The organism is Vibrio sp. 947, from assembly GCF_033339115.1.
Taxonomy (GTDB): domain Bacteria; phylum Pseudomonadota; class Gammaproteobacteria; order Enterobacterales; family Vibrionaceae; genus Vibrio; species Vibrio alginolyticus.
Map to the genome: position 1 here is coordinate 42,121 of NZ_JAWOTX010000027.1, position 18,796 is coordinate 60,916.

Here is an 18,796-nt window from a genome sequence, read left to right on the forward strand (position 1 = left end):
GTTAAGACACGCTGCTCTGCTCTATGAGCGTTAATTTTCGCTCGCGCAGCGCAAACAAGTAGCCCAGTAGCCCACCCAACGTATTCCCAACCGCGATACCGATAAACAAGCCTTCAATGCTGTAGATTTGGCTCCCGATCCACGCCGATGGCAAGGTAAAAATGAACAGCCGCATAAAGCTCCACTGGAATGCACGCAATGGCTTGTGCATCGCATTCAAACCACTGACTAACATCATTACGATGCCTTGGAAGCCATAACTAAATGGCACCACCAGTAAATAATGCCAAAGCAGGTTTTTCACCGCATCTTCCTGAGAAAACAGCGCAGCCAGAGGAATGCTCAGTGGCACCATCATCAAGAAGATAAACCCTTGGAATACCACTGCAAAACGCATGCTAATAAATAAACCGGAAAAGGCTCGTTGCGGTTGTTTGGCTCCTAAATTTTGTGCCATAAACGGTGTGAGGGCAGAGGTCAGCGACATCAATACTAAAATCAATATGGACTCAATACGCTGCGCTGCGCCGTAAGCAGCAACCGCCGCTGTACCGTGGTTGGATAACAGCATCATCAGAATGGCACCGGACAACGGATTCATCGCGTTTGATAGCGCTGCAGGGGTACCAATTTTTAGTGTCTGTTGCCAGTCTTGTTTCAGCAAAGCCCATTGGGGTTGAGCAAGCAATTTTTTCCGTTTAATTAGCACATAGAATGAGCCACACAAAGCACCTAACCAGCTAAAGGCACTTGCTATGGCTGCGCCTTGAATGCCAAGTTCCGGAAAAGGGCCATAACCGAAAATCAACAATGGATCGAGCATGCCATTAATCAAACCAGCCAACATCATGACTTTTGCTGGTGTTTTTGTGTCGCCAGTAGCTCGGATAGCACTGTTGCCCGCCATTGGGATCACTAGCAGAGGAATGGTGAGATACCAGACCTGCATATATTGCTCAATAAGAGGGATGAGATCATCAGACGCACCAAGAAAACGAAACAATGGCGCAATGGTGGTAAAGCCAATAGAAGACGCGATAGCCACAAGTAACACGGCTAACAACAAACCGTGGGTGGTGAACCGAGCAGCTTGTGGTGCATGACCTTGCCCAAGCAAGCGACCAATATTGGTCGATAGTCCCATCCCAATCCCCATCGTAATGCAATTAACCGCAAAGGTGACAGGAAAGGTATAGCTGATAGCCGCTAGCGCTTGAGTGCCAAGCAACGAGATAAAAAACGTGTCCACCAAGTTAAACATCAAAATTGCGATCATGCCCATGGTCATGGGTACGGTCATTTTCCGCAGCGTTTCAGGAATGGGTGCGGTCAACAAACCATGCTTATCGGTCGCTTGGGGTTCCAGCTTGTTATTTTCCTGCATGTGTGACAACTATCTGGTGAGCAAACTGCAAGGATACAAGAAAGCGAGATGCCGAGCGAGTGAGCATTTCTAACGCAAACCGTTGCCTAGTTGTTCGTTATTTTAACTAAGTCACAAAAATTTTGTGCCACCCCCTTGGGATCGCTGCTTCGACCCCTTATATAGGGATCACGTGTCTGGGGCTACAGTCCCTAAGGACAATTATCAAATAAACATGGAAATTTTCAGGAGAGACGACCGATGAACATTCGTCCATTACATGACCGAGTTATCGTTGAACGTAAAGAAGTTGAATCTAAGTCTGCTGGTGGCATCGTTCTGACTGGTTCTGCTGCAGAAAAATCGACTCGCGGTGTTGTTCTAGCTGTGGGTAAAGGCCGCATCCTAGAAAACGGCACCGTACTGCCACTAGACGTTAAAGTCGGTGATACCGTTATCTTCGCTGAAGGTTACGGTACAAAAACTGAAAAAATCGACGGTAAAGAAGTGCTTGTCATGTCTGAAAACGACATCATGGCGATCGTTGAATAATAGCAATCATTGAGTAATTTTTTGCTCAGATTCAATTACGAAATTACACACAAAGAATTTTAGAAAGGAAATCAAAGATGGCTGCTAAAGACGTTAAATTTGGTAATGACGCACGAGTTAAAATGCTGGAAGGTGTAAACGTTCTGGCTGACGCAGTAAAAGTAACATTGGGTCCTAAAGGACGTAATGTCGTTCTAGACAAATCTTTTGGTGCACCGACTATCACTAAAGATGGTGTATCAGTAGCGCGTGAAATCGAGCTGGAAGATAAATTCCAGAACATGGGCGCACAAATGGTTAAAGAAGTTGCGTCTAAAGCAAACGACGCAGCGGGTGACGGTACAACAACAGCAACGGTACTAGCACAATCTATCGTTAACGAAGGTCTAAAAGCAGTCGCAGCGGGCATGAACCCAATGGATCTTAAGCGTGGTATCGACAAAGCTGTTGCCGCGGCAGTTGAGCAACTAAAAGAGCTTTCTGTTGAATGTAACGACACAAAAGCGATCGCGCAGGTTGGTACTATCTCTGCAAACTCAGACGCAAGCGTAGGTAATATCATTGCAGAAGCAATGGAGCGTGTGGGTCGTGATGGCGTTATCACGGTTGAAGAAGGTCAGGCGCTACAAGACGAGTTAGACGTAGTAGAAGGTATGCAGTTCGACCGCGGTTACCTGTCTCCTTACTTCATCAACAACCAAGAATCAGGCAGTGTTGATCTAGAAAACCCATTCATTCTTCTTGTTGATAAGAAGATCTCAAACATTCGTGAGCTTCTTCCAACGCTAGAAGCTGTCGCGAAAGCATCTCGTCCACTGCTTATCATTGCAGAAGATGTAGAAGGCGAAGCGCTAGCAACATTGGTTGTGAACAACATGCGTGGCATCGTAAAAGTTGCAGCTGTGAAAGCACCTGGCTTCGGTGACCGTCGTAAAGCAATGCTACAAGACATCGCTATCCTAACTGGCGGTACTGTGATTTCTGAAGAGATCGGTCTAGAGCTAGAAAAAGTTGCACTAGAAGATCTAGGTCAAGCGAAGCGTGTTTCTATCACGAAAGAAAACACGACTATCATCGATGGTATCGGTGAAGAAGAGATGATCTCTGGTCGAGTAGCTCAAATTCGTCAACAAATCGAAGACGCAACTTCAGACTACGACAAAGAGAAACTACAAGAGCGCGTAGCGAAACTGGCTGGCGGTGTTGCAGTAATCAAAGTCGGTGCAGCGACTGAAGTTGAAATGAAAGAGAAGAAAGACCGTGTAGAAGATGCGCTAGCCGCAACTCGCGCAGCGGTTGAAGAAGGTGTTGTTGCTGGTGGTGGTGTTGCACTTATCCGCGCGGCATCTAAGATTGCTCACCTAACGGGTGACAACGAAGAACAAAACGTTGGTATCCGCGTTGCACTACGTGCAATGGAAGCGCCAATCCGTCAAATCACGAAGAACGCAGGTGAGGAAGACTCAGTGGTTGCGAACAACGTGAAAGCGGGTGAAGGTAGCTACGGCTACAACGCGGCAACAGGCGAATACGGCGACATGCTAGAAATGGGTATCCTAGATCCAACTAAAGTTACTCGTTCTGCACTACAATTCGCAGCATCGGTTGCAGGTCTGATGATCACAACTGAAGCGATGGTTACTGACCTACCGCAAAAAGACGCGCCAGCGATGCCTGACATGGGCGGCATGGGTGGCATGGGCGGTATGGGCGGCATGATGTAAGCCAGCTTATCTCATCGCTCTAAGGAAGCCCTTATAGCGGAAAGATAACCGACCAAACCTTTAAAAGTCGAGGCAGATGCCTCGACTTTTTTATGCGTGCCACCTGAGAAACATGACGTTCTGGAGTGGCTTATCATGAGATTTTTGAGCGTAAAAAGCGCCATTTCAGAAGCAAAAAAATCGAAGAGAAATATTTTTTCTTTTGAGTCAGATGGTTAAATCTGACCTACCGCTAACACTTTTTGAACGTGGATAGCGCAAAATCTGAACATTACACTATGTTGTAAATTGTTGCTTCCCATCATGGAGATGAAAATGAAAAAGCTTATGACGTCATTGGCGGTTGCAGCCGCTATCGCATCACCAGTTGCTCTTGCTGACAGTACACCTGTGATGTTCTCTACTATCGACAACACAAACGCACCTTCTAACTCGTCAGTTGGTGGTGTTCGTTTAGCTGTGTTGCATGGACAGGTGAATGAGGTTAAAGGTGTCGACTTTTCACTGCTTGGTATGTCAGAAACGGATCGTACGACAGGTGTGAACTTCGGTCTGTTTTTTGGTGCAGCAAAGGTAAACCAAGAAATGAAAGGTGCGTCTTTAGGCTTAGTTAACTGGAACCAAGGTCAGACGACGGGTGTTAACTTGGGTGCTGTCAACATTACGAACAATGTAAAAGGCTTGAACTGGAGCGCGGTGAACTATTCTGAAGGCTACACCATGGCGGATGTGGGCTTAGCGAGTATCTCTAAAAAGTCTAACTTCCAGTTTGGTTTCTTCAACATGACCGATCAAATTGATGGCGTACAAATTGGTCTTTTGAACTGTGCGGATAACGGTTTCTTCAAGTGTTTCCCACTCATCAACTTTGCTAAGTAATCCCTGAGCAAGTCAGAATCTTTAGATACAGAAAGCCCTCGATATTCGTCGAGGGCTCTTTAATTACTGATGAGATGAAGTGAGTTTCTCGGAGCGTTAACTATTTAATTAATCGTGATGAAGTTTTGCGTTGTTGAATTCTTTGATGAACACCGCGGCGTAATGCTTTGATGTGGTTTTCTGCTTTATCCACACCTAACAACACGGTTAATGTCAGGAGAGTAATAACCACCGACTGCGTTAAATAACCCAAACCTATCATCAAACCTAAACCTGCTAGTACCCATATTACAGCCGCGGATGTTACGCCATGGATTTTTCCATCGAGTGTCATCATCACCCCTGCACCCAAGAAGCCGACGCCAGTAATGATCTGACCAAGCACTCGTGCTTGATCAAGTGTATTTGGCGATAACGACACTGCCATCGACATAAACAGGTAGGTGCCTGAAATAATTAATATTGCTGTGCGAATGCCAACCGGTTTACCACGAGTTTGGCGCTCTATACCGATCATGAGCCCATTAATGGCGCAGCATAGTAGGGCAGGCCAACTGAATGGGCCAAGATCGAAAATTTGTTCGAATGCTGTATGCATCTTGACCTCCAAAAGTGCGGAGTATGCATAGACTTACCGTGCAAAGCGAACAAAAATAATCAATCTAGACGACAAATTTAATTGAGTGTCAGAGCTTATTCTAAATGCAAATCCAACGGCGTTTTACTTGGCCTGCCACCAATTTCTCGTGTGAGTTTTGGTACCAGATAACCCGATACACGCGTGATGAGTCCGCGCATAATAGCTTTCGCTTCTGCGTCCGAAATAAAGTAGTGCGCTGCTCCTTGCACCTTATCAAGAACGTGGAGGTAATAAGGCAAGATACCCGCGTCAAATAAGGCCTCACTTAACGCCACTTGAGCTTCTACCGAATCATTCACGCCTTTCAGTAGAACGCCTTGGTTTAGAAGCGTAACGCCCGCTCTTTTGAGCTTGAACATCTGTTCAGCAAATTCGTCATTGATTTCGTTGGCATGGTTGATGTGAGTGACGAGGATGATTTGTAACCTTGATGCTTGCAGCAGTTGGCATAGTTCATCAGTGACTCGAGCAGGAATCACCACAGGTAAACGGCTATGAATACGCAGACGTTTGATGTGAGGAATATGAGCAATGTGCTCTAAAAGCCAATGAATCTCATCGTCTTTTGCCATTAATGGATCACCACCTGAGAAGATGACTTCGTTCAACTCTGGTTGTTGTGCCATGTACTCTAAGCACTTGGTCCAGGCTTGTTTCCCGCTTTTGTTCTCTTGATAAGGGAAGTGACGACGAAAACAGTAACGGCAATTTACCGCGCAGCCACCTTTGACAATCATCAGGGCGCGGTTGCGATACTTGTGTAGCAGGCCAGGGACTTCATTGTCCTGCTCTTCCAATGGATCATTGGAGTAACCCGGATGCACCTCAAATTCGTCGCTCAGTGGTAAAACCTGACGTAAAAGAGGGTCTTTAGGGTTGCCTTTCTCCATCCTATCGACAAAACTTTGCGGTACACGCTGTGCAAACAGCTTGCGCGCGGCAAACCCGTCTTGCCACGGTGAAGGATCAATTTCCAGTATTTCGAGCAATTTTGCAGGATCAGAGATCCCATTCGCCAACTGTTTGAGCCAGTTTTGCTCAACAGATTCGACTTTTCGGGTTATTATGTGCGGCATTGAATTTAGCTCTAAGAATGTAAGAGGAAAAAATGGCTACAGTTAGCACCAATGAATTTAAAGGCGGTCTTAAGTTAATGCTTGATAACGAGCCTTGTGTAATTCTGGAAAACGAATACGTTAAACCAGGTAAAGGCCAAGCGTTCAACCGTGTTAAAATTCGTAAACTTCTTTCTGGTAAAGTGCTAGAGAAAACATTCAAGTCTGGTGACACTTGTGAAGTGGCAGACGTAATGGATATCGACCTAGATTATCTATATTCAGACGGCGAATTCTACCACTTTATGAACAGTGAAACGTTTGAACAGATCGCAGCGGATGCAAAAGCGGTAGGTGAAAACGCTAAGTGGTTGGTAGAAAACAACACTTGTATGATCACACTTTGGAACGGTAACCCAATTACTGTTACTCCACCAAACTTCGTTGAGCTAGAAGTTGTAGACACAGACCCAGGCCTGAAAGGTGATACTCAAGGTACTGGCGGTAAACCAGCGACGCTATCAACCGGCGCTGTTGTTCGTGTTCCTCTGTTCATCTCAATTGGTGAAGTGATTCGCGTAGATACTCGTACTGCTGAATACGTAGGTCGTGTGAAGTAAGCACTTTATATGATTGTTAGAAAGGTCGCTTCGGCGGCCTTTTTTATTGCCTGTGATTCTTCTCTTTTAATCCCTCTGCGTAAAACATCGATATCCTCCGCAAATTTTTGATGATTTTGTATTGTTCGTAAAAATCTTATTTATTCCATGAATCTGTCGATTATTCCTTAATGTAACATTTTGATACATTAGTACTTGTTGCTGAGTTGCATAGCAATCTGATTTTTATCGATTTAACTTAGTAACAATCCAAAAAAGGAGAACAAAATGGAAAGCAGAGGTTTAGGAAGGGGTTTAAAGGTGGAAGAAAGACGTCAGTTACTACATAAAGGATTAAAAGCAGCCGTATTTGGCGTACCGCTGTTGGCTATAGGCTTAACGATTAATAGCTCGGTGCTGATGACCGATGCGGGTTACAGCTACGTGCATCAGAATAATATTACTGGTGAGTTGGATGTGTTTACTGAACCTGGCATTCATTTTCGCATGCCATTTCTGTCCAAAATTACCAAGTATGACCAAGTGATCACCGTGTCATTCGGTAACAGCAAGGGCGAAGATTTTTATCAACGCCTTGATGCGATTCAGGTTCGATTTGCCGACACCTATATTGGTCAGATCCCCGTAACATTCCGCTTTAAGCTCAGTAATGACCCTGAAGCGGTGAAGAAGATGCATAAAGAGTTCCGCAACAACAGTAACTTGATCGATGCGCTGCTTGTAAAGAACGCACGTAACGTAACGGTGATTACCGCAACCCAATACACGGGTGAAGAGTTTTTCCAAGGTGGTTTGAACCAATTCAAATCGAAACTTGGCGATCAGTTACGAGAGGGGATTTATCTAACAGAGCGACGTCAGGTTGAAGTGGAAGAGTTGGATCTTGCGCCTGTTGGGGCGAATCAAGCTAACGCGAACCAATTACAGCGCACCAATCAACTGGTATGGAAAACTGTGCCAGTCGTAGACAAAACCGGGCAACCAATTCGTCAAGACAATCCGTTACAACAATACGGTATTCAAGTGACGCAGGTGACCATTGGTGACCCGCAGCCAGAAAAGCAATTAGATCAGCTATTGGCAGATAAAAAGCGTTTAGTGGCGGATCGTATTCGCGCGATTCAGGAACAAGAAACGTCGAAAGCACAGGCAGAGACCGAGCAGTTACGCAAAGAGATTCAACGAACACGTGAGGTGCAAGACGCTCAGCGTGGTAAAGAACTCGCAATTATTGCTCAACAAAAAGAAGTGGAAGTTGCACGTCAGATTGCAGAGCGTGAAATCGTTGAAGTGGAAAAAACCAAACGACTTGCTGAAGTCGAGAAGGAGAAAGAGTTAGCTATCGCAGAGGCTAACTTAGCGATTCAAAAAGCGAACGCACTTTCTGCTGAGTTTGAAGCGAAAGCGATATTAGCGAAAGGTCGCGCAGAATCTGAAGTCCTAAAAGGTAAGTATGCGGCGTTAGGAGCAAATCGTGAAGTTTACTTGGCAGAATTGAATCGAGACGTAGCGAACTCTCTGTACAACAATTTGCAAAACTTCCAAGTTCAGATGCCACAAAATTACATTGGTGGAAGTGACGAAACGGGCTTGAAAACAAACCTAGATGTGATTACTGGCTTTGGTGCTCTGGGTCTTATGGACCAGACAAAGAAGGTCGCACAGCAATAAGATCATGGGTGGTCAAAAGCTTAAAAAGCAAAAAGATCATAGGTAACCCAAAGCAATAAAAAAGCTGGCATTTAGCCAGCTTTTTCTTTTTTTGGTCAGTCTCTTAAATCATGAAGATAAAGATAACTGCTAGTGCAGTGATTAAGCCTGCAAATGCGTAACATGCGATTTTACCAATCACACCAGTGTGGAATTTAAGGTCGTGCATACCGTGGTGTACACGGTGCATTGCATGCCACATTGGCAATGCTAGCGTGCCAATGATGAATAGCGCACCGATGATGCTGGTTGCGAATGCAGAGACACGCTCGTAGCTCATCGCTTCTGCGTCAATCACGCCTAGTGGTACCAAGATACCTAGCACCAATACCGTGATTGGCGTGATCATCGCGAACCAAGTACCGCCCGCACCAAACAGACCCCACCAGATTGGCTCATCAGAACGTTTTGGTGATGTGTTTACACTATAATTCGGTTTCATTGCTCAGCTCCTTACACCACGATGAGAACGATCAGTGAGATGAACGCAACCGCGGCCCACTGAGTCAATACGATGATCTTCTTGTCCACTGGTTTGCCCTTCAAACGAATTGGCATTACTTGTGGCATCATGCTGAAGAAAGTTTGAGCGTGGAATAGGCTACCGAGTAGTGCAACGATGTTGATTGCGACTACGATTGGGTTCGCCATGAACGCTAACCAACCTTGCCATGCTTCAGGACCTTTCACCAAGCAACCTAAACCGAAAGTTAGGAACAGAGTGAATAGGATTAACGGAAGCACCGTTGCTTCACGTAGCATGTAGAAGCGGTAGAAAGGATGGTTCTTCCACCAAGTGCGTTTTACTTCACGAACGTAAGGTTTACGATTGCTCATCCTTATGCCTCCACTTTCTTTGGTGAACCATCAGGTTTCAACATAGCAATCACGAAGTCCATAGAAGACTCCACTTTGCCTTGGTTTACTGCCGCTGCTGGGTCAACGTTTTTCGGACAAACTTCAGAACAGTAACCAACAAACGTACAACCCCAAGCACCGTTTTCACCGTTGATAAGCTTCATGCGCTCATCTTTACCGTTGTCACGGCTGTCTAGGTTGTAGCGGTGGGCTAGCGTTAGTGCAGCAGGACCGATGAACTCTGGGTTAAGACCAAACTGAGGACATGCTGCATAGCACAGACCACAGTTGATACAGCCAGCGAACTGCTTGTATTTCGCCATCTGTTCTGGCGTTTGCAAGTTCGTACCGTCTTCTGGTTTACGATCGTTACCAATGATGTATGGTTTGATTGCTTCTAGGCGCTCGATGAATGGCGTCATATCAACAATCAAGTCTTTCTCGATTGGGAAGTTCGCTAGAGGCTCGATAGTCACGCCGTCTGGGTAGTCACGTAGGAAGCTCTTACAAGCAAGTTTCGGTACGTTGTTCACCATGATGCCGCAAGAACCACAGATCGCCATACGGCAAGACCAACGGTAAGACAGATCTTTGTCTAGGTGGTCTTTGATGTAACCAAGTGCGTCAAGTACAGACATGGTTTCATCGAATGGGACTTCGAATGTTTGCTTGTATGGTTCTGCATCTTTTTCTGGGTCGTAACGCAGGATGTCTACTTTTTGAATGCGATTTGCTGACATTATGCTTGCTCCTCTGCGTTCTTCTCTTCAGCCGCTGCTTTTTCTGCTGCTTCACCGTATAGACGAGCTTTTGGCTGTGACTTAGTGATGGTCACATTGCTGTAATCGATACTTGGTGCTGACTCTGGCTTGTAGAAAGCAAGTGAGTGTTTTAGGAAATTCACGTCATCACGTTCTGTACAACCGTCGTCTAGACGTTGGTGCGCGCCGCGCGACTCTTTACGTAGAATCGCAGAGTGAACCATCGCTTCTGCGACTTCTAGGCCGTAACCCACTTCGATTGCGTATAGAAGGTCTGTGTTGAACACTTTACCTTTGTCTTTGATGCTGATGCGTTTGTAGCGTTCTTTCAACTCAGTGATTTTGTCGATAGTCGCTTGCATCAAATCTTCTTGGCGGTATATACCACAGCCCGCTTCCATGGTGTGGCCCATTTCTGTGCGTATTTCTGCCCAGTTTTCGTCGCCTTCTTGGTTCATCAGTTTCGCGATGCGCTCTTCAACGGCTTTGACTTGCGCGTCAATTGCCGCGTCGTTCCAACCTTTGAATTCTGCTGCGCGTTTCACTGCATTTTCACCCGCTACGCGGCCAAATACCACGAACTCAGCCAGTGAGTTAGACCCTAGACGGTTTGCACCGTGAAGACCAACAGACGCACATTCACCCACCGCGAATAGGCCTTTAATGCGAGTTTCACAACCGCCGTCCGTTTCAATACCACCCATGGTGTAGTGAACGGTTGGACGAATTGGAATTGGCTCTTTTGCAGGGTCCACGTTTACATAAGCTTTTGCTAGCTCACAGATGAACGGTAGACGTTCTTGTAGGTACTCTTCACCAAGGTGGCGAAGGTCTAGGTGCACCACGTCACCCAGTGGGTGTTTGATGGTGTTGCCTTTCTGTTGTTCGTGCCAGAAAGCTTGAGAAACTTTGTCACGAGGACCCAGTTCCATGTATTTGTTCTTCGGTTGGCCAACTGGAGTTTCAGGGCCCATGCCGTAATCTTGTAGGTAACGGTAGCCATTCTTGTTAACGATGATACCGCCTTCACCACGACAACCTTCCGTCATCAGGATACCTGTGCCTGGAAGACCGGTTGGGTGGTATTGAACGAATTCCATATCACGTAGAGGAACGCCGTGACGGTAAGCCATTGCCATACCATCGCCCGTTACGATACCGCCGTTGGTGTTACAGTGGTAAACACGGCCCGCGCCACCTGTTGCTAGAACAACAGATTTTGCTTTGATAGTAACAAGCTCGCCTTCAGACATGTGAATAGCAATCAGACCTTGAACTTCGCCTTCATCAACAAGCAGATCCACCACAAAGTACTCATCAAAACGTTTGATGTTGCTGTACTTCATTGATGTCTGGAATAGCGTATGAAGCATGTGGAAGCCAGTTTTGTCTGCAGCGAACCAAGTACGTTCAACCTTCATACCACCAAAGCGGCGTACGTTGACTTCACCGTTCTCTTTACGACTCCATGGGCAACCCCATTGCTCCATTTGGATCATTTCGCGAGTCGCGTTCTCTACAAAGTATTCAACAACATCCTGTTCACATAGCCAGTCACCACCGCCAACAGTGTCGTTGAAGTGGTTGTCTAAGCTATCTTCATCCTTGATAACTGCTGCTGAGCCACCCTCTGCAGCGACCGTGTGGGAGCGCATTGGATAAACTTTAGAAATCAGAGCGACTTCTAAGTCTGGGTTTGCTTCAGCCGCTGCAATAGCAGTACGAAGACCAGCGCCGCCTGCGCCGATGACTGCGATATCTGTGGTGATAATTTGCACAGTTATCCTCCAGTGTGTGATTGCGGAAATCCGCTTGTTATTGTCATTACGAGGCGCTCTTTAAAAAGAACTCCCCAAAAGTAGTAGGGTTAGTGTAGATGAGCCACATGGCAGAAAAATTGATGTAATTGGGTTTTTGCTTCGGTAATGCACTTAAGGGCATAGAATTTACAGGTTATGTGACTGCTATCACGGCATCGAGGTTTTGGCCCTCAAGCATTAACATTAGGGATGTTAAACCTGTGTTGCGTGACATTAACCGCATGGATAATAGGATTTTAACTGAGCGTTTTTTGTTCTGCGGCACGAGTAATGCTTGCCTCAAATTGGCGAGCACATTAGTAAAAAGAAGAAGGGATATTCCTCTCTTCTTGAAGAGTAAAAAGCATGTAGAATGAGACTTTCCTCGCTGAATTAAAGTTTGAGAGACTTGTTATGCAAACCAACTGGCAACCTACTGCTTCCATTGACCAACTTCGTCAACGTGCGACGTTAATCGCGTCGATTCGACAATTCTTCGCTGACCGACAGGTGATGGAAGTCGATACGCCAGCCATGAGTCACGCAACCGTGACTGACATTCATTTGCATACTTTCCAAACCGAGTTTGTTGGCCCAGGCTATGCCGATGGCAGTAAGCTGTTTTTTATGACCAGCCCAGAGTTCCATATGAAGCGCCTTTTGGCTGCGGGCAGCGGTTGTATTTATCAAATCAACAAAGCATTTCGTAATGAAGAGAATGGTCGCTACCACAACCCTGAATTCACGATGTTGGAGTGGTATCGCGTTGGCTTTGACCATCATAAATTGATGGATGAAATGGATGACCTGTTGCAGCTGGTATTGAAGTGTGGCGCAGCGCAGCGCATGACGTATCAGCAAGCCTTCATTGATGTGTTGGGTGCGTGTCCACTGGAAGGCTCGATGACTGAGCTGAAAGCGGCGGCAAGCAAGCTGGGTTTGAGTGACATTGCTGAGCCAGAAGAAGATCGCGATACGCTGCTGCAACTACTATTTAGCGTGGGAGTAGAAAACAAAATTGGTCAGGACGTGCCGGCTTTTGTGTACGACTTCCCTTCATCACAGGCGGCGCTTGCGAAAATCAATCCTCAAGATCATCGCGTCGCGGATCGTTTTGAAGTGTACTTTAAGGGGATAGAGCTGGCGAACGGATTTCATGAACTGGATAACCCGAAAGAGCAATTAGCGCGCTTTGAACAAGATAACGCAAAGCGTATCGAAATGGGTTTAAAACCACAGCCGATCGATTATCATCTGATCTCTGCACTGGAAGCAGGGTTGCCAGATTGTGCAGGGGTCGCGTTGGGTATCGATCGTTTGATCATGCTGGCGCTAGGCTGTGACCACATTGATCAAGTGACGGCCTTTCCATTTCCAATTGCATAAGGACGTCCAATGAACCTGACGGCTGCACGTTTCGTCATCTTTAGCTACGCCATATTGATCGCTTTTTTATCTCTGAGTTCAGGTGAACTGCAAGACTGGGGCAATATCGCGTATCTCGACAAAATGCAGCACGCTATGGCGTACAGCGGCTTTGCGTTTTTAGGTTGTTTTTGCGTGTGGCGTTGGCGTCAACGTTGGGCGGTAGCGATTAGTATTTTGCTATTCAGCGCCGTTATTGAGTGGTTGCAAGGGTATGTAGGGCGACAAACTTCTTGGTTAGACCTTGTCGCCAACTCAACTGGCATCTTAACTGGTCTGTTATGTTACCGTATTTGGAGCCTCTATCGACCTAGGTTGGTGAAGTCGCTATACTCGATTCGTTAATGAAGAGGGAACACGATAACAATGAAAACGCGCGACAAAATCGTCTACGCGGCACTGGAGTTGTTCAACCAACATGGTGAGCGCAACATCACCACCAATCACATTGCCGATCACATCGAAATTAGCCCTGGTAATCTGTATTACCACTTCCGCAATAAGCAAGAAATCGTTCGCGAGATCTTTGCGCTTTATTCAGCAGAACTTTTAGAAAGATTTACCCCTATTCAAGGTTCGCAAGAGAGCCTGACTATGCTGAAGAGCTACCTAGACTCTATTTTTACCTTGATGTGGAAATACCGCTTTTTCTACGCAAACTTACCAGAAATCTTGTCACGAGATGAACAGCTACACGAACAGTACATCGATGTGCAAGAGAAGCTGCAAGCGAACCTCATTGCTATTATGCAAGAGTTCGTAACGATGAAGCTGTTGAATGTCGATCAACAACAGTTGAAGTCATTAGTATGTACATTGCACTTGATTGCGTGTAGTTGGTTGGCGTATCAATCCGCGATGGCTTCAAAAACCAACATTACCGAGCAAATGGTGAAGCAAGGGATGTTGCAGATGCTTAATGTCGTTAAGCCATTAGCAACTGAGCAGGGCTTAGAGCAGCTACTGTTATTAGAAGATGCGGTTAGCAATCTACACAGTTAAACGTCAAACTGCTTAATATTTCGAGAGTCACTCTCATTTTCGAGTCGTGGCTCGAGTTGACTTGTCAAATATGCCACGCACAATAGTCCCATACGCTAAAAACCCTTGCAGGGATAAGATTCTCGATAAAGGAACTATCGCCCCATGAATTACGACATTTTTAATGGTGATGCTGATGGCATCATTGCTCTTCTACAATTGCGTTTGGCTGATCCTGTCGATGCCCAGTTAATAACCGGTGTAAAGCGCGACATCAAGCTGGTGGAAAAAGTAGACGTGCAAGCGGGTGATGAGCTGACTGTGTTAGACATTTCGATGGAAAAGAACATGGCAGGTCTAGAGCAAGCTTTGGCTCAAGGCGCGCACGTCTTTTACGCCGATCATCACAAAGCGGGCGACATTCCTCAGCATGGTAATTTGGATGCGCACATCGATCTCGATGCCAACATGTGCACGGCGTTGATTGTCGATAAGTTGCTTGATGGGCGTTTTCATGACTGGGCGATTACGGCGGCTTATGGCGATAACATGATTGCTAAAGCCGATGAGTTAGCGAATAACGCGGGCTTGTTGCAGCAACAGAAAGAGCAGCTAAAAGAGCTGGGTACTTTAATTAACTACAACGGCTACGGATCGAAGGTCGAAGATTTACACTTTCACCCTGCGGAGCTGTACCGAGCTTTGCTGAAGTACACGTCACCATTTGAAGCTATTGAAGATACGGCCTCGCCATACTACCAATTGCAATCGGCTTACCAACAAGACATGGAGGCGGCTCTCGCAGTGCCTGCCATGCATGAGAGTGATAAGCTGAAGTTGTTTGAGTTACCAAACACGGCGGCATCACGCCGAATCAGTGGTGTTTATGGCAACTGGCTAGCAAACCAAACCCCTGACTCTGCGCATGCGGTACTTACTGAAAATGCAGATGGTACTTATACGGTTTCACTCCGCGCCCCATTAAACAATAAACAAGGTGCCGTTGCCGTGTGTGGTCAGTTCCCGACAGGTGGGGGGCGAGAGGCGGCGGCAGGAATCAACGCGTTAAGCAAAGATGATGTGAATGCTTTTATTGATGCGGTAGAAACCTACTACGCATAGCATTTTCCAAAATATGAATACAAAAAAGGAGCCGAGTGGCTCCTTTTTTATTATAAGTCTATGAGTCAGATAATCAGCGTTTTAACCAAGATTTCGGATTCTGCGCTTCACTATTACGACGAATTTCAAAGTACAGCGATGGTCTGTCTTGACCACCTGTATCACCCGCGAGAGCAATCACTTCGCCGGCGGTGACTCGGTCGCCTTCTTTTTTAGTTAAGGCTTGGTTGTAACCATAGAGGGTCATGTCACCTTTGCCGTGGTCGAGCAGTACCACTAAACCGTATCCGCGCAGATACTCCGCAAATACGACAGTTCCAGGATAAACGGCTTTCACTTGTTGACCATAGTTGGCAGACAGCACCATGCCCTTCCAGTTTACCTGCCCGGTTTGTCGCGTACCAAAGTTGTGTAACACACTGCCTTTGAGTGGCCAAGGCAGCTTACCGCGCTGTTTGCCGAGTCCGTCCATTGGCACCGCATTACGCTTCGCTGCTTTGGCGATCTCTGCTTTTAAACGGGTTTCGTTGCGTTGCAGCTCGGCTAAGTAGCGTTTGTCATTCTTGATACTGCTCTGAATTTTATTCAGGGTTTGCTTACGCTTGGATTGTGTACTCGCTAGCGCTGTACGTTTTTCGGATTGCTGCTTGAGCAGAGTCTCGATTTGCTCTTTTTCTAGCTCGAGTTGGTTTTTGTTGTGCGCTAATTCTTGGGTTATTTTGGTGATCGCATCAATCACTTCAGCACGTGCTTTAGCTAAATGCTGGAAGTATTGGCTCATGCGGTCTTCTTCCACACCTTGATTTAACAAGTGACCATTGGCCTTCGCTCGCTCGGTTACGTAATACGTTTGCAGCAGCTGTTTGAGTTCTTCTTCTTGCTCTTGACGCTGTGCTTCTTGCAAGGCAATTTTCTCTTCTAGGTTTTCTATGTTTTTGTCTGCTTGTGCGAGGTTAGACTTGGTTTGTCGTATTTCACGCTCAAGCTTAGAAATACCAAGCTCTTGATCTTTTAGTGATTTCTGTAACTCATTGAGCTGCTTTTCTTGGGAAGAGAGCGATTTGCGCTGACGGCTTATCTCACTGGATACGCCTTTGAGCTCTTGCTGACTCACAGCAGAGGAGGTAATGGGATAAGTGGCAGATAAAGCACAAGTTAATAAAATAGCCGAGCGTAGAACAGGGTGATTTTGTTTTCGCACTTGAGAGTTACCTACCACGTTGTTGTCAAAAAGGTTTGTTGACGATTAAATACCATCTCCATGGATAAAGCTTTGCGACTTGCCGTTAAAGCCTTGATCCATATCGAGAGAGGGTTTGTCCGTTTTTGGACGTCCGACGATTTTTGCAGGCACGCCAGCCACCGTTGTGTGAGGAGGCACGGCTTGCAATACCACAGAGCAAGATCCGATTTTCGCGCCTTCACCGACTTCGATATTGCCAAGAATCTTTGCACCAGCTCCGATCATCACACCCTCGCGAATTTTCGGGTGACGATCACCGCATTCTTTACCAGTACCACCAAGGGTGACATCTTGCAGTATAGACACGTCGTTTTCGACCACGGCAGTTTCACCAATCACGATGCCTGTTGCATGGTCGAGCATGATGCCACTACCAATGCGCGCTGCAGGGTGAATATCGACCTGACATGCTACCGAAATCTGATTTTGTAGGTAAGTCGCAAGAGCGTGACGACCTTGCTTCCACAGCCAGTTTGCTACTCGGTAGCCTTGCAGTGCGTGATAGCCTTTTAGGTACAGCAATGGCATTGAGTACATTGAAACAGCAGGGTCGCGATTGACCGTGGCACAAATATCACAAGCCGCGCCGTCAGTGATGGTTGGATCTGCCGCAAAGGCTTCTTCAACCACTTCACGCACAGCCATCGCTGGCATGGAAGCGGTGTTCAATTTGTTAGCCAGAATATAACTCAGAGCGGCACACAAACTTTCATGCTTGATAATGGTGGCATGATAGAAGCTCGCCAGCATAGGCTCTTGTTCTGACATTTCACGGGCTTCTGAGACAATTTTGTTCCAGACTTTTTGTTTTTCGCAGTGTTTCATTCTCAATATCCAGAGTGGTTCTTCCGTGACCCGACAACTTCAATTTTTCTCAGATGAGCTGCAAAGGGCGGTAGATTGCTACTTTCCTTCGGCTTTTTTGTCACGAGCAAGTAAATCTTGCGCTGCTAAGCGCGCATCTTTTCCTTGATACAATACTTGATAAATTTGATCAACTATCGGCATCTCAACACCCATACGTTGAGAGAGTAGCCATACTTCTTTTGTATTGCGGTAACCCTCAACCACTTGACCAATTTCTTCTTGAGCCGTATCAACGTCTTTACCTTGGCCTAATGCCAAGCCAAAGCGTCGGTTACGTGATTGGTTATCGGTACATGTCAGGACAAGATCGCCTAAACCCGCCATGCCCATAAAGGTTTCTGGCTGTGCACCCAGCGCAGCACCAAGGCGACTCATTTCAGCCAAGCCACGAGTAATTAATGCAGTACGGGCGTTGGCGCCAAAACCGATACCATCAGACATACCTGCACCAATCGCAATAACGTTTTTCACAGCGCCGCCCAATTGCATACCAATAAAGTCACTATTGGCGTATACGCGGAAGGTTTTGCTACAGTGGATTTTTTCTTGTAGATCCGCAACAAATTCAGAATCTGGAGACGCAACTGAAATTGCAGTCGGCATACCCATTGCGAGCTCTTTCGCAAACGTTGGGCCAGACAATACTGCTAGTGAGTAGTTTTCACCGATAATGTCATAAGCGACGTCTTTCAGCAGGCGCCCCGTTTCAGGTTCAAGCCCTTTGGTTGCCCAACAGATGCGAGAGTCTTCGCGCAAGAATGGTTTACAGCTGTTTAGCACGATGCCAAAGACATGGCTTGGAACCACAACCAACAAATCTCGGCTTGCTTGAACGGCTTTTTCTAAATCCGATTCAATGATCAAGCTTTCAGGGAAATCAACACCTGGTAAGAAGGCATGGTTAGCTCGGTCTGCTTCTAGGCGAGCCATGTGCTCTGGCTCGTGTCCCCAAAGGACAACGTTCGCGCCGTTACGAGCGAGTGAGATCGCCAAAGAGGTGCCGTATGAGCCTGCGCCAATCACAGTCATTGCGATGTCTTTACCGTAAGCATTGTTTGTATTTGCTTGTGTCATGCTACCGCCTAATTGTCTTGCTACTAGTAGAATCTAGTTCCTAATCGTCAAATTTTACGCCTTCTGGCGATTAGGAACTAGGAACTTTTGTCAGAAATAAAAAATGCACATTGCATCGGATGG

General features: G+C 46.4%; 19 protein-coding genes. 9 read left to right on the plus strand and 10 right to left on the minus strand.

Features of this window, described 5'->3' with window-relative positions:
* Position 1 precedes the first annotated feature (1 nt).
* Complete coding sequence (locus R7Q39_RS24435) at positions 2-1,384, minus strand: MATE family efflux transporter (protein WP_318076981.1); 1,383 nt, start codon at positions 1,382-1,384, stop codon at positions 2-4.
* 240 nt (positions 1,385-1,624) lie between these two features.
* Between R7Q39_RS24435 and R7Q39_RS24440 the strand changes: the two genes are divergently transcribed.
* From R7Q39_RS24440 to R7Q39_RS24450, 3 genes are all read left to right on the plus strand, one after another.
* Positions 1,625-1,915, plus strand: a complete 291-nt coding sequence (locus tag R7Q39_RS24440; protein WP_005381516.1) for a co-chaperone GroES — start codon at positions 1,625-1,627, stop codon at positions 1,913-1,915.
* A 77-nt stretch (positions 1,916-1,992) separates the two neighbouring features.
* Positions 1,993-3,639: a chaperonin GroEL gene (groL, locus tag R7Q39_RS24445; RefSeq protein WP_005381509.1), complete on the plus strand. Its 1,647-nt coding sequence runs from the start codon at positions 1,993-1,995 to the stop codon at positions 3,637-3,639.
* A gap of 315 nt (positions 3,640-3,954) precedes the next feature.
* On the plus strand, positions 3,955-4,518 hold the full coding sequence (locus R7Q39_RS24450; RefSeq protein ID WP_005395435.1) for a VC2662 family protein: 564 nt from the start codon (positions 3,955-3,957) through the stop codon (positions 4,516-4,518).
* A gap of 100 nt (positions 4,519-4,618) precedes the next feature.
* Here the strand turns inward: R7Q39_RS24450 and R7Q39_RS24455 are convergent, their stop codons facing one another.
* Both R7Q39_RS24455 and epmB read right to left on the minus strand, forming a co-directional pair.
* On the minus strand, positions 4,619-5,116 hold the full coding sequence (locus tag R7Q39_RS24455; RefSeq protein ID WP_005381504.1) for an MgtC/SapB family protein: 498 nt from the start codon (positions 5,114-5,116) through the stop codon (positions 4,619-4,621).
* 95 nt (positions 5,117-5,211) lie between these two features.
* Positions 5,212-6,234, minus strand: coding sequence for an EF-P beta-lysylation protein EpmB (gene epmB / locus R7Q39_RS24460; protein ID WP_213877749.1), 1,023 nt, complete (start codon positions 6,232-6,234; stop codon positions 5,212-5,214).
* 32 nt (positions 6,235-6,266) lie between these two features.
* On the opposite strand from epmB, the gene efp reads away from it, so the two are divergent.
* A complete protein-coding gene (efp, locus tag R7Q39_RS24465; protein WP_005381500.1) occupies positions 6,267-6,833 on the plus strand; it encodes an elongation factor P in 567 nt (188 codons plus the stop codon).
* A 267-nt stretch (positions 6,834-7,100) separates the two neighbouring features.
* Complete coding sequence (locus R7Q39_RS24470) at positions 7,101-8,504, plus strand: SPFH domain-containing protein (protein ID WP_237306800.1); 1,404 nt, start codon at positions 7,101-7,103, stop codon at positions 8,502-8,504.
* Positions 8,505-8,607: 103 nt separating this feature from the next.
* Here the strand turns inward: R7Q39_RS24470 and frdD are convergent, their stop codons facing one another.
* From frdD to frdA, 4 genes are read right to left on the minus strand one after another with little or no spacing between them, the layout of a single operon-like run.
* Positions 8,608-8,985: a fumarate reductase subunit FrdD gene (gene frdD / locus R7Q39_RS24475; RefSeq protein ID WP_005381493.1), complete on the minus strand. Its 378-nt coding sequence runs from the start codon at positions 8,983-8,985 to the stop codon at positions 8,608-8,610.
* An 11-nt stretch (positions 8,986-8,996) separates the two neighbouring features.
* Positions 8,997-9,380, minus strand: a complete 384-nt coding sequence (gene frdC, locus R7Q39_RS24480; protein ID WP_005381491.1) for a fumarate reductase subunit FrdC — start codon at positions 9,378-9,380, stop codon at positions 8,997-8,999.
* Between the two features lie 2 nt (positions 9,381-9,382).
* Complete coding sequence (locus R7Q39_RS24485; RefSeq protein ID WP_005381489.1) at positions 9,383-10,141, minus strand: succinate dehydrogenase/fumarate reductase iron-sulfur subunit; 759 nt, start codon at positions 10,139-10,141, stop codon at positions 9,383-9,385.
* On the minus strand, positions 10,141-11,940 hold the full coding sequence (gene frdA, locus R7Q39_RS24490; RefSeq protein ID WP_005381487.1) for a fumarate reductase (quinol) flavoprotein subunit: 1,800 nt from the start codon (positions 11,938-11,940) through the stop codon (positions 10,141-10,143). The genes R7Q39_RS24485 and frdA overlap by 1 nt, the downstream gene beginning before the upstream one ends.
* A 435-nt stretch (positions 11,941-12,375) precedes the next feature.
* On the opposite strand from frdA, the gene epmA reads away from it, so the two are divergent.
* The 4 genes from epmA to R7Q39_RS24510 all read left to right on the plus strand — a co-directional run bounded on the left by epmA (position 12,376) and on the right by R7Q39_RS24510 (position 15,489).
* Positions 12,376-13,347 (plus strand): elongation factor P--(R)-beta-lysine ligase, encoded by a 972-nt coding sequence (epmA, locus tag R7Q39_RS24495; protein ID WP_237306799.1) that lies wholly within the window; start codon positions 12,376-12,378, stop codon positions 13,345-13,347.
* A 9-nt stretch (positions 13,348-13,356) separates the two neighbouring features.
* The gene (locus R7Q39_RS24500; RefSeq protein WP_017635567.1) at positions 13,357-13,731 is read left to right on the plus strand and encodes a VanZ family protein; all 375 of its coding nucleotides are present in this window, start codon (positions 13,357-13,359) and stop codon (positions 13,729-13,731) included.
* 21 nt (positions 13,732-13,752) lie between these two features.
* A complete protein-coding gene (locus R7Q39_RS24505; protein ID WP_005381480.1) occupies positions 13,753-14,388 on the plus strand; it encodes a TetR/AcrR family transcriptional regulator in 636 nt (211 codons plus the stop codon).
* 144 nt (positions 14,389-14,532) lie between these two features.
* Entirely contained in the window at positions 14,533-15,489 is a 957-nt protein-coding gene (locus R7Q39_RS24510) for a DHH family phosphoesterase (RefSeq protein ID WP_237306797.1), read from the plus strand.
* 73 nt (positions 15,490-15,562) lie between these two features.
* On the opposite strand, the gene R7Q39_RS24515 is transcribed toward R7Q39_RS24510, so the two are convergent.
* From R7Q39_RS24515 to gpsA, 3 genes are all read right to left on the minus strand, one after another.
* On the minus strand, positions 15,563-16,708 hold the full coding sequence (locus R7Q39_RS24515) for a murein hydrolase activator EnvC family protein (protein ID WP_005381476.1): 1,146 nt from the start codon (positions 16,706-16,708) through the stop codon (positions 15,563-15,565).
* A gap of 27 nt (positions 16,709-16,735) precedes the next feature.
* Entirely contained in the window at positions 16,736-17,557 is an 822-nt protein-coding gene (gene cysE / locus R7Q39_RS24520; protein WP_005381475.1) for a serine O-acetyltransferase, read from the minus strand.
* Between the two features lie 78 nt (positions 17,558-17,635).
* Complete coding sequence (gene gpsA, locus R7Q39_RS24525; protein WP_005381474.1) at positions 17,636-18,673, minus strand: NAD(P)H-dependent glycerol-3-phosphate dehydrogenase; 1,038 nt, start codon at positions 18,671-18,673, stop codon at positions 17,636-17,638.
* Between the last annotated feature and the right edge of the window lie 123 nt (positions 18,674-18,796).